Genomic DNA, 11,208 nt, shown 5'->3' on the forward strand with positions numbered 1-11,208 from the left:
AAGTGTGTTTTGTAAAATGTGTAGTTATACGAGAGCTATTTAAGCTTTCTTCTGGGCGTTAACTGTCGTTGGTTAACGCCCATATTTTATTTAGTTAGTCGTTAGGGTACACAACCCCAAGCTGTTTGCGCGCTTCATCAAGTACGCTCATTACGTTACTGGCTAAAATATGTGTATTAACGGGTGACTCAAGAATATTTTGCTTCACTAATGCCATAAAATGTTCAACTTCGTATTTCATAAAGTGCTCATCAAACGGCTGGGATATAACCTCTACCTCACCATTATTAGCAATAAACTCCACCTTTTTGAGTTGCGATACGGCTTCTATACGTATGCGTCCAAGTTCGCCTTGTATTTCGGTTATGTTGTCGCCTTGCGATATTTTGGAGTAACTAATAACGGCTTGTTTATCTGTGTAGTTTAGTAATACATCGCCCGCACCATCTACACCTGTATCAAGTAATATGCCGCTTGCGTGTACACAGTTTGGTGCGCCCCACAATGCAATCAATAAATACAGTGGGTAAATCCCTAAATCAACTAAAGCACCGTTAGCAAACTCGGGTAAAAATGTATTTGGGCGTTCGCCATTTTTATACTTATCGTAACGCGATGAATATTGACTGTACTGGCCAATATATTTACGTGGAGTGCCAATTTTTACCATTGCCTGTTGCAGCCGTGGAAAGTTAGGCAAGTGAGTGGTCATCATGGCTTCCATGTAAAGGCGTTGATACTTTTTTGCTGTAGCTATAATGCTTGCAAGCTCTTTAGAATTGGCTGCTGATGGTTTTTCGCCAAGGACATGTTTACCCGCTTCTAGACACATAACGGCATATTGCTTATGTAAGCTGTTAGGGGCGGCTATGTAGACAGCATCAACATTGTGATCTTGGCATACTTGCTCGATTGAGGTGAAAATTTTTGCTTGTGCATTTTGTGGGTGTTTGGCTAAAAACGCTTCGCCGCTTGATACTGCGCGCGAGCACACCCCATATAAATTAAAATCGTTTAATGTATTTGCAGCGGCTAACAGTGTGTCGCTAATAAAATTAGTGCCAACAATAACAAAGTTCATGCTCACTCCTTAGCTTAAATAAAAATAATAATAAGAGTGTTTAGTTTAACATTTTTTTAGTCCTATATGCTCGAGGAGAACATCCAAACCAGCGTTTAACATTAACACTTAGCGTTGCTTGTTCCTGATACCCTAAAAGCTCAGATATGGTTGATATTGTAAATTGGCTTTGTGCTAAATAGTGTGCAGCTAAAGCGCGACGAGTGGCATCTTTAAGTTTTACAAAGCTCGTATTATGTTTGATAAGTTCTCGATGCAGAGTACGCGGGTGCATACCCAGCGCAGCTGAAATAGTTTGGTTACTACATTGATAAATAGGAAGCATAGGCCTAATTAGCGCACTAACTTGGTTGGGCAACGGTTGTGTGTGTTCTTTGTTTTTTGCCAAGAAGCTTAGCGCTGCTTGTACTTTATTTAGTTCAGGGTGATCAAGATCAAGAGTTAAATCACTTTTTGAGATTACAATACCAGCGCTGTTGCGATGCTCTATAACGTTACAACCAAAGTAAGTGTTATAGGCACGAGTATTAGTACTTAATTTTTTTGGCAAAAATATATTAATTGGTTTGCAGCGGTTATTACTCAGCTTTTTAATAACAGCCAATGCTAAACCAATGGTTAGCTCAATTACTTGGTTGATGTGCGGTAATGGTTTTAAATTAATTTCGAATGATAAAAACAAGCTTTTATCATTCTCTAAAGGGTGCGAGTTTAAGCTAAGTGCAGGGCTGTGCAAGTGAAGGTATTTAATAACCCAATTAAGTGCATCACCTAAATTAGTACTACTTTTAGCTGCTATTGCAATATGCCCTAAAATATCAAAATTTTGTCTACTTGCGAGCTTAAGGCCAAAACTAGAGCAATTGAACTTACAAGCACAGTATTCTAATAGCTCAGCGTAATCTCGATAAGGTAAATATTGGTTATCGAGATTTTTAAAGTCAACGTTATTAATATTACAGTTTTGCATTATTTCATGCGGATCGCCGCCAAATTCGCTAATTAGGGTGTCTATACCTTGTAATGACGTGGCTCTGATTAGGCTGCTCATGGTTAACCCCAAATAAACGATGTCTAAAAATATCAAGTTTTATTGGGTTTTTCTATGCACTATTACTGTTAAAGCCGTTTAAAACTTTTATTAAGGTACACCATGAACAATACAACATTTGATTACATTGTGATTGGCGCAGGTAGTGGCGGCTGCGTTATGGCATCGCGATTGTCTGAGGATAAAAATATAAGTGTGTGCTTAATTGAAGCTGGCGGCAGTGATAACAGTGTATTTGTGCAAATGCCAGCAGGCATAGCAGCGAGTGTCCCTTATGGCATAAATAGCTGGCATTACAATACGGTGCCACAAAAAGAGCTTAATAACCGATGTGGTTTTGTGCCGCGTGGCAAAGTACTGGGTGGGTCAAGCTCGACTAATGCAATGGTTTACATAAGAGGTAATAAGTACGATTACGACCAATGGGCTGCTAATGGCAACACGGGATGGGATTTTGATAGTTTACTCCCGTACTTTATTAAAGCTGAGAACAATAAAGCGTTTATAAATAATGAGCTGCATGGGACAAAGGGTCTGCTACATGTACAAGAGCTAAATAACCCAAGCGATGTAAACCAGTATTTTTTAAATGCCTGTGCTGAGCAGGGCGTTAATTTAAGCGACGATATAAATGGCAAAGAGCAAAGTGGTGCACGTTTATCGCAGGTAACTCAGCACAATGGCGAGCGTTGTAGTGCAGCAAAAGCATATTTAACACCGCATTTAAACCGCCCCAATTTAACGGTATTAACCCATAGCCACGTTAATAAAATAAATATAACCAATAAGATAGCGCAAGGTGTGCAAATAGAGCGTAATAAAGAGGTTATTAATTTACGTGCTAAAAAAGAGGTAATACTTAGTGCTGGCGCTATTAATTCGCCGCAAATATTAATGCTTTCAGGTATTGGCCCAAAAGAGCATTTAAGTGCACATAACATTAAGGTTCAGCACGTGCTTGAAGGTGTTGGCGCTAATTTACAGGATCACTTAACAGTAGTGCCACTTTATAAATCAAAAACAAATAAAGGCACATTTGGTATAAGCCCGCTAGGCATTGCCAGCATTATAAAAGGCTGTGTTAACTGGTTTAGTAAACGACAAGGGCGATTAACCAGTAACTTTGCAGAGTCGCACGCGTTTATTAAATTATTTGAAGGCTCGCCAGCGCCCGATGTGCAGCTAGAATTTGTAATTGGGCTGGTGGACGATCATAGTCGTAAATTACACACTGGGCATGGTTACAGTATACACAGCAGTATTATGCGCCCCAAAAGCCGAGGTACTATTACATTAGCTGATAACAACCCACGTAGTGCTCCACTTATTGACCCTAATTACTTAAGCCATCCAGATGATTTAACTGTAATGCTTGCAGGCCTTAGAAAAACACTCACTATTATGCAAAGCAAAGCTTTTGATAACATACGCGGTAAAATGCTCTATCCGCTTGATATAAATAATGATGATCAGCTAATTGAGTTTATACGCCAAACTGCAGATACCGAATATCACCCAGTCGGGACATGTAAAATGGGGCAGGACTCAATGGCAGTGGTGGATACTAATTTGCGAGTACACGGGGTAAGTAACTTACGCGTAGTCGATGCGTCGATTATGCCTACCATTATTACCGGCAACACAAATGCACCGGTAATTGCGATTGCTGAAAAAGCAGCTGATTTAATTAAACACGAAAAGGTGTAATTAAATAAACTGTAGTAGGGCTATTTATTAGCTATAAAACTCATTTAGCCATTGTTGCCAATCGCTTTCAAGATGTAGCATTTGCTGATGCTTTTTAGCGTTTAGATGCTTGGTTTCGTCCTCGCTTGCCATATAGGGTCCAACGCGGCAAAGGGGGCAATGGTTAGATGTTAAGTATGCAGGTTTGGTAAGACGTGAGCTTAATTCGCTAGTATGTGTATCAATACTTTTTGGGCTGAAAACGTAAGTTATGCCGCTGGTGTCTTTTACGTGTTTATCGCGGTCAACATTACGAATTTTATAACCTTCAAAATGGCTAATATCAAATGGGATTTGGCCTAAATAATCAGCGTTTAAACCGTTATTTAAACTCCCTTCTATATTCCATTCTCGATAAGGTTTTACATCCTTTGAAGTGATGTAACACAGCATTGGACCATTTTTATCAAGCGCGTATTCGTTAGCGTATTTAATAAATTGATGCAGTAAAGCGCGGTTTAATACGTTCATACTGGTTTGGCGCGTGTTGTTTTCAAATGCTTCACGGCCAACAAACGCAGGTATAAGCGGAAACTGAAAAATAACCACGTCAAAGCTGTGCTGGTTTTCACTTAGAGTTTGCCAACACGCGGGATTTGTTACATCAAAACTATTAAGTACCTCAACGTTATGCGCTTTTAGATTGCCAAGTGCATTGTGCTGATACTTTTGCTCAATAGTAGTTTGGTCATCGTAAGTGGATGCAACCAAAGCTTTTGGCGATAGATGAGTGTAAATAGCGTTCGAAAAAGATAAATCGCCATCGCCTACGGTGAGTATTCGCCATTGAGGATTTAAATACATATTTTATTTAGCGTTTATGTTTGTAGCAGTATTATTTATATCGCTATTTGTTTGTGAGTCTTTTGCTAGTAAACGATGAAACGCAAGTCTGGTTTTTAACCCTTCAATTGCGATTTGTTTAATAATAAGATTAAAGGTAATTAAAATGGCAAAGGCAATATGAATAGGGCCGTGAGTAAATCCTGCATCTGTATCGTACAGTGTTAAACCAAATAGCAAAAATAAGACGACTAAGAAAATTTCGAGTAATTGACTTGAATAAAAGCTTAAACGACCTTCGCTTTTATGATCTTTTTTAATGCGAATAGCACAAAAAAATGGGATCACTTTGATTTTAAATGCAGCGTTTTTTTCTACGTAGTTTTCGCCAAGTTCATCGAGTTGTTGGCGTAGTTGGTCAATCATGGTGTGTCCTCAAATAGCAGTGCGCGGATATTACCTTATTACTGTGCAACATTTAAGTTTACAGCTGCTATTTAGGATAAATACTCATACCAATAGTTAGGATGTGACAAACAAACACAACGGAGGTAAGTACAACACGCATTTTTTGATAATCTTTATGATAGGTTTGCCATTGTGGTGTGGCTTTTTCAAATATAAGTACTAACCAAAAACTAGCACCTAGCCAAGCCAGTGCCCACTCAACAGGCATAAATGATAAAAATGGAACTGGGATAACAGGTAATACCGCTTTAATTGCATTGCTATAGCTTTGCTCTCCGGCGCGCCACAAGCTACCTGCCATAAATGCTAAAATGGCGATACTGTAAAAAGTAAAAAACTCTAAGTTAAGGCTATTACTGCCAAACATAAGTGGCCAACCCACACACCCTAAAAACGGGATTAAGCCTAAGTAACCTAGTTGTATGTGGTTAAAAAATTTTTCCATTACGGCGTGCCTTATATTTAATGACTTATTTGAAGCGCGGCTATTGTAGCAGTATTGCGATTAGCGATCTTAATAATTCGCCAGCGTTTACAATCCCAATAATGCTTACGATAACAGGGATTATATAGTTCAATCCAAAAAACCGATTGTTTTAATCTAAACAATCAATTTTATTTAATTATCCATTAGCCTTATTGTATTAACCAAGCCAACGCAGAAGGTCGTTTTAAACGAGAGCGTTGATTACTTTTTAAATACATTAAATATAGATGAGGAAATACCATGAGCACTTCATTAATCAATACTAAATTACAACCATTCAATGCAACCGCTTACCACAACGGTGACTTTGTAGAATTGTCTGAAAAAGATGTTCTAGGTAAATGGTCAATCTTCTTCTTTTACCCTGCAGACTTTACATTTGTATGTCCTACTGAACTTGGTGATGTTGCAGATTATTACGCACAACTTCAAGAAATGGGCGTAGAAGTTTACTCAGTATCTACTGACACTCACTTCACTCACAAAGCATGGCACGATACGTCAGACACAATTGGTAAAATTACTTACCCAATGATTGGCGACCCAACAGGACGTATTACTCGTAGCTTTGGCGTAATGATTGAAGAAGAAGGCTTAGCACTTCGCGGTACATTTGTAATGAACCCAGAAGGCGAAATTAAAATTATCGAAACTCACGATTTAGGTATTGGCCGTAGCGCTAAAGAACTTGTTCGTAAAGTACAAGCTGCACAATACATTGCAACTCACGACGGTGAAGTTTGTCCTGCATCTTGGCAGCCAGGTGAAGACACACTTGCACCTTCACTAGATTTAGTTGGTAAAATCTAAGTATCAGATTTATTCCTACTATAAGGGCAGGTAACTGCCCTTAAATCAACGAACATCCGTTTGTTGGTGCCTCCTATATATCAATATACTTGTTTAAGCACATGCATTATTTGGCATGGGAGGCTTGCTGTTTAAATTTTCCTAAAAGGGTTAAGCCATGTTAGATAACAACATAAAAAATCAATTAAAAAGCCATTTTGAATCGCTTACTCAACCTGTTGAGCTGCTTATTGCCTTGGATGACAGCAAAAAATCAGCAGAAGTAGAAAGCTTAGCGAACGATTTAGCCTCACTGAGCGATAAATTTACGGTAATGAACAATCCTGATACAAGCGCGCGTCGCCCGTCAATGGTTGTACATTCACCTATTAAAAACACTCATATTACGTTTGCAGGCGTACCTATGGGCCACGAATTCACAAGTTTAGTGCTAGCACTTTTACATACTGGCGGACACGCAAGTAAAGCTAAAAGCGAAGACATTAAGCAAATACAATCGCTTACTCAAGAACTTAACTTTGAAGTATATATAAGTTTAAGTTGCCAAACGTGCCCGCAAGTAGTCCAAGCACTTAATACTATGGCAGCGACAAACAGCAATATTAAAGCGACCATGATTGATGGCGCATTATTTCAAAGTGAGGTAGAAGAGCGAAATATTTTAGCTGTACCGGCTGTATATTTAAATGGCGAACCATTTAGCCAAGGTGCACTAAGCCTTACCGACATACTCAATAAAGTAGATAGCAAAGGGGCACAGCGTCAAGCTGAATCGCTAAGTAAAAAAGATAAATTTGATGTACTTGTAATTGGTGGTGGGCCTGCGGGCGCATCGGCTGCGATTTACTCAGCACGAAAAGGGTTAAATACGGGTATTGTTGCCGACAGATTTGGTGGACAAGTTGCAGATACATTAGCAATAGAAAACTTTATTTCGATTAAGGCGACTGAAGGGCCAAAATTGGTTGCCCAGCTTGAAGAGCACGTTAAAGAATACGATGTAGATGTAATGCATAATCAGCGTGCAGCGGCACTTGGTTATAACAATGGCTACGAAATTACACTAGAAAATGGCGCAGTACTCAAAGCTAAGTCGCTCGTACTTGCCACTGGTGCACGCTGGCGCGAAATGAACGTACCAGGGGAGCAAGAATATCGCGGCCATGGTGTGGCATATTGCCCACATTGTGATGGCCCTTTATTTAAAGGTAAACCTGTTGCCGTAATTGGCGGTGGCAATTCGGGTATAGAAGCGGCAATCGATTTAGCTAATATTGTGCAAAGCGTTACGGTACTTGAATTTGCAGACACATTACGAGCTGATGAAGTGCTTATTCGTAAAGCTAAAAGCATGGCTAATATTACCATTATCAAAAGTGCACAAACTACCGAAGTACTTGGCGATGGTAAAAAAGTAACTGGCTTAGTGTACACAGATAGAGTGTCGGGAGAGAGCAAAGAGCTTGAACTTGCCGGTATATTTGTACAGATAGGCTTAATACCAAATACCGAATGGTTAAAGGACAGCGACCTTGAATTAAGCAAATTTGGTGAAATACTGATTGATGCTAAAGGCGCAACGTCACTACCAGGAATTTACGGCGCGGGGGATGCAACCAATACTCCTTTTAAACAAATTATTATTGCAATGGGCAGCGGTGCAACAGCAAGTTTAGGTGCATTTGATTATTTAATTCGTCACTCTGAAGAAGCTGATCAAAGCGCTGCTTAATGTAATTAGTAAAAATTCTCTTGATATAACAGCAAGGCTACACCCATAGCTGTTTGTTAACCCAAGCCGCCCTTCTCCAAAGGCGGCTTTTTTATGTTAATGAAATCTTAGTGAGGTATTCGCTCTTCAAGCCAAACTCTGAGCTTCTCTGGATCTTTAATAAAAGGTATCCTCACCCAGCTTCCATAAGCATATAAGTGGATTGTGGAGTAGCCACAAATACGGCCTAAAATTGTTGTGACTTGCTCTACATTTTCAACGCTTTTGAAACCTAGTTTGTCTTCTCTTCTTGTTAGTATTCCACTAAATACGGTTATAGAGTTGTCTTTAGTGAGAACTTCTATAAAAACTGCTTCCAATATTTTATGAGAATCTTTCAGGACATAAATTGCAGGTAAAACGACTAAGCTTAGTAGAACATCATTTTTGAACTGCTCACCTATCAATTCTTGCCCTATGAATGAGAAAATTAGATAGACTAATCCTAGGCCAAGGATTCTAGTAGCAATTTCTCCTAATGCCTCGATCGAACGCCAGAACTTAGCAATTTTAATTGTTGGCAAAATATCCCCGTAACACAAAGTTTTTAATAGGCCTTTATGATTTATTAATCACAGCCACCAGAATCACCGCCGCTACAATTTGTATGAGAATGCGATGAGTTACTGCTAGAGGAAACTGATGAGTCACTGCCAGTATAAGCTGATGATCCACGTGATGGCTTAGCACTGATAAATGTAACTAACAGCAATACGCCTGATACGATAACTATTGTTATTGATGAGCTCCATTGCCCAGTGGAAACGCCTTTAAATACTGCAACAATAAGTACTGTTAGTAATATAGTTCTAATTATGTTTTTCATTTTATGTTCTTATTTTTTACCAGTGGCAGTGCAGTAAAAATTAGCTGATTTTTACGGTATGCTCAAGCGCGTTAATAACTGCCTTTTCAAGTATGGGTAGTTTAAACGGTTTTGATATAAACATATCCATACCGGCTTGTTTGCAGGCAAGTTTGTCTTGTGATGAAGTGTTAGCTGTTATTGCTGCTATGTAGGTTCCTTCATGCGAGCAGATTTTTTCTGATCTAAGCTGCTTTGTTGCCTCAAATCCATCGAGTATGGGCATTATGCAGTCCATAAAAATAAGGTCATAATGCTTTTGGCGACATTTTAATACAGCATCTTGGCCATCAACTGCAGAGTCGGCTTTTATATTAAGTTTGCCTAAAGAAGCATGAAGTACCAACCTATTAATATCGTTATCATCGACTACAAGTACTGATAGTTCACTGCCATTGATATCTAACGTTGATTTGAGGTTTTCTTGTTTTTGTTCTGTCCCTTTCTCAATAGGAATATTTACTAAAAACGTAGTGCCTTTATTAGGTGTACTTTTTACCTTTATTTTGCCGCCCATATATTCAACAAGTTCTTTTACTATTGCAAGGCCAAGGCCTGTTCCACCTTTTGAATTTTTAGCATCTACTTCTTGAGAAAAAGGAGAAAACAGTGATTCTAAAAAGCCTTTACTCATTCCTCGGCCTGTATCAGACACTTCAATATTTAAACTTAGCTTAGTTTTTACTTTAGAAAGGCTGGTGTTTAGTGTAACTGAACCATTTTCAGTGAATTTAAGTGCATTACTCAGTAAGTTAGAAGCAATCTGGCTAAGGCGTGTGTTGTCGCTAAACGCCCAGCAGTTGTCATCAATTGTATTATTTACTTGTAGCGTTACATGCGTGTTTTTAAATAGAGGTGTATATAAAGAAGTTAAATCGGTAAAAATTGTTTTTAGTAAAAAGTCAGTAGGTTCAAGCTTTAGCTCACCATGATTAATTTTAGAAAAATCGAGCACTTCGTTAATAATACTAAGTAAAATATCGGCGCTTCTAAGGCCTATTTTAATTTTTTCAGCGCGAACTTCTTCACTGTGTTCATCAACTAATGTGGTTAGCATACCTGTAATGCCATTCAGTGGGGTTCTTAATTCGTGGCTGATTTTGGCAAATAGCATGCTTCTGTCTTCAAGTAGGCGCTCTGCTTGAGCTTGCTTTTGTTTAAGCTCTTCTCGGAGCATTACTGACTCGGTTACATCTTGGCAGGTGCCAAATAATCGGACACATCGGCCTTCATCAAATTCGGCCTCACCAAAGGTAGCCACCCATAAATGTTTATTTTTAGCGGTTACTATTTCTAGTTCTAAATTCCATTTTTTGCCTTTTTCTATGGCTAATTCTACCGCGCGAGTAATGCTTTCACGACTTGGACCTTCTTTATAAAACTCGACTGCAGAATTCATTTGCGGTTGAAATTGTTCATCCACCTCATGTATGAGGTATGTTTGCTCGCTCCAGGTAATTTTATCGGAGATTAGATCAACCTCCCACGTACCTATATTTGCAACGTGTTCTAACTTTAATAAAGTATTACTATTTTTTATGAGTTGTTCTTTAGCTTGGGTGCGAGCAAATTCCGATCCAAGCCATTGTGCAAATAATTCGATGTAGTCATAAGCATCATCGTTAAAAGCGAGGGAGTCTTTTGCGGATGAAAAGTTAACGGTGCCAAATATTTTATCACCAATTTTTATTGGCGCGCCAATATAAGACTCTAACTGAAAGTTTATATAACAGGGGTGGTTTGCAATTGCGCTTTGAGATGCTTTATGAAAGGCAAGTGCAGAGCCTGCAGCGAGCGTATGTACGCAATAGGTGCCTTGTAATTCAAACACGGTACCGGGTAAAAGTGAGTTGTCAGGGGTTTTGGCATATAAAACGGTGTAGCTGTTTTCATCTACTTTACTAATAATACCTAGTTCAAGGTCAAATACTTCTAACCCAAACACTAAGAGCTTATTAATTTTACTTTCAAAATCAAGAGATTGATTAGAAACTATATCGTGAAAACATCGTAAAAAATTCAAAAGAAAACACCCCGTAAGCTTTTGTTCAATTTATATAATACATAGGCCAATTAGGGCATTGGTATTAGTTTAAAATCCAGTTTAGCAGTTTTAATTACTAATAACTAAAATTGATACGTATTA

General features: G+C 38.7%; 11 protein-coding genes. 3 read left to right on the forward strand and 8 right to left on the reverse strand.

Annotated elements, in window-relative coordinates:
* Positions 1-94: 94 nt before the first annotated feature.
* Together CXF89_RS19520 and CXF89_RS19525 are read right to left on the reverse strand one after the other, a co-directional pair.
* Positions 95-1,081 carry a Gfo/Idh/MocA family protein gene (locus CXF89_RS19520; RefSeq protein ID WP_121955525.1) on the reverse strand — a complete coding sequence of 329 codons (987 nt, stop codon included), beginning with the start codon at positions 1,079-1,081 and terminating at the stop codon, positions 95-97.
* 40 nt (positions 1,082-1,121) lie between these two features.
* Positions 1,122-2,132, reverse strand: coding sequence for an AraC family transcriptional regulator (locus CXF89_RS19525; RefSeq protein WP_121955526.1), 1,011 nt, complete (start codon positions 2,130-2,132; stop codon positions 1,122-1,124).
* Positions 2,133-2,234: 102 nt separating this feature from the next.
* On the opposite strand from CXF89_RS19525, the gene CXF89_RS19530 reads away from it, so the two are divergent.
* On the forward strand, positions 2,235-3,839 hold the full coding sequence (locus tag CXF89_RS19530; protein ID WP_121955527.1) for a GMC family oxidoreductase: 1,605 nt from the start codon (positions 2,235-2,237) through the stop codon (positions 3,837-3,839).
* A gap of 27 nt (positions 3,840-3,866) precedes the next feature.
* Here the strand turns inward: CXF89_RS19530 and CXF89_RS19535 are convergent, their stop codons facing one another.
* The 3 genes from CXF89_RS19535 to CXF89_RS19545 all read right to left on the reverse strand — a co-directional run bounded on the left by CXF89_RS19535 (position 3,867) and on the right by CXF89_RS19545 (position 5,574).
* Positions 3,867-4,682 carry a class I SAM-dependent methyltransferase gene (locus CXF89_RS19535; protein ID WP_121955528.1) on the reverse strand — a complete coding sequence of 272 codons (816 nt, stop codon included), beginning with the start codon at positions 4,680-4,682 and terminating at the stop codon, positions 3,867-3,869.
* Between the two features lie 3 nt (positions 4,683-4,685).
* Positions 4,686-5,087 carry a hypothetical protein gene (locus tag CXF89_RS19540; RefSeq protein WP_002960599.1) on the reverse strand — a complete coding sequence of 134 codons (402 nt, stop codon included), beginning with the start codon at positions 5,085-5,087 and terminating at the stop codon, positions 4,686-4,688.
* Between the two features lie 67 nt (positions 5,088-5,154).
* Complete coding sequence (locus CXF89_RS19545; protein WP_121955529.1) at positions 5,155-5,574, reverse strand: DUF3429 domain-containing protein; 420 nt, start codon at positions 5,572-5,574, stop codon at positions 5,155-5,157.
* Positions 5,575-5,856: 282 nt separating this feature from the next.
* Here CXF89_RS19545 and ahpC point away from each other — a divergent pair, with 282 nt between their 5' ends.
* Together ahpC and ahpF are read left to right on the forward strand one after the other, a co-directional pair.
* Positions 5,857-6,426: an alkyl hydroperoxide reductase subunit C gene (gene ahpC, locus CXF89_RS19550; RefSeq protein ID WP_007581822.1), complete on the forward strand. Its 570-nt coding sequence runs from the start codon at positions 5,857-5,859 to the stop codon at positions 6,424-6,426.
* 157 nt (positions 6,427-6,583) lie between these two features.
* Positions 6,584-8,158 carry an alkyl hydroperoxide reductase subunit F gene (gene ahpF, locus CXF89_RS19555; protein ID WP_121955530.1) on the forward strand — a complete coding sequence of 525 codons (1,575 nt, stop codon included), beginning with the start codon at positions 6,584-6,586 and terminating at the stop codon, positions 8,156-8,158.
* A gap of 107 nt (positions 8,159-8,265) precedes the next feature.
* Here ahpF and CXF89_RS19560 read toward each other — a convergent pair whose 3' ends face one another.
* The 3 genes from CXF89_RS19560 to CXF89_RS19570 are packed head-to-tail and all read right to left on the reverse strand — an operon-like array spanning position 8,266 to position 11,085.
* Entirely contained in the window at positions 8,266-8,721 is a 456-nt protein-coding gene (locus CXF89_RS19560; RefSeq protein WP_169044637.1) for a PH domain-containing protein, read from the reverse strand.
* A 44-nt stretch (positions 8,722-8,765) separates the two neighbouring features.
* Positions 8,766-9,023 (reverse strand): hypothetical protein, encoded by a 258-nt coding sequence (locus tag CXF89_RS19565; RefSeq protein WP_121955532.1) that lies wholly within the window; start codon positions 9,021-9,023, stop codon positions 8,766-8,768.
* Between the two features lie 40 nt (positions 9,024-9,063).
* Positions 9,064-11,085, reverse strand: a complete 2,022-nt coding sequence (locus CXF89_RS19570; RefSeq protein WP_121955533.1) for a GAF domain-containing hybrid sensor histidine kinase/response regulator — start codon at positions 11,083-11,085, stop codon at positions 9,064-9,066.
* Between the last annotated feature and the right edge of the window lie 123 nt (positions 11,086-11,208).

Source organism: Pseudoalteromonas sp. MelDa3 (assembly GCF_002863625.1).
Classification (GTDB): Bacteria; Pseudomonadota; Gammaproteobacteria; order Enterobacterales; family Alteromonadaceae; genus Pseudoalteromonas; species Pseudoalteromonas arctica.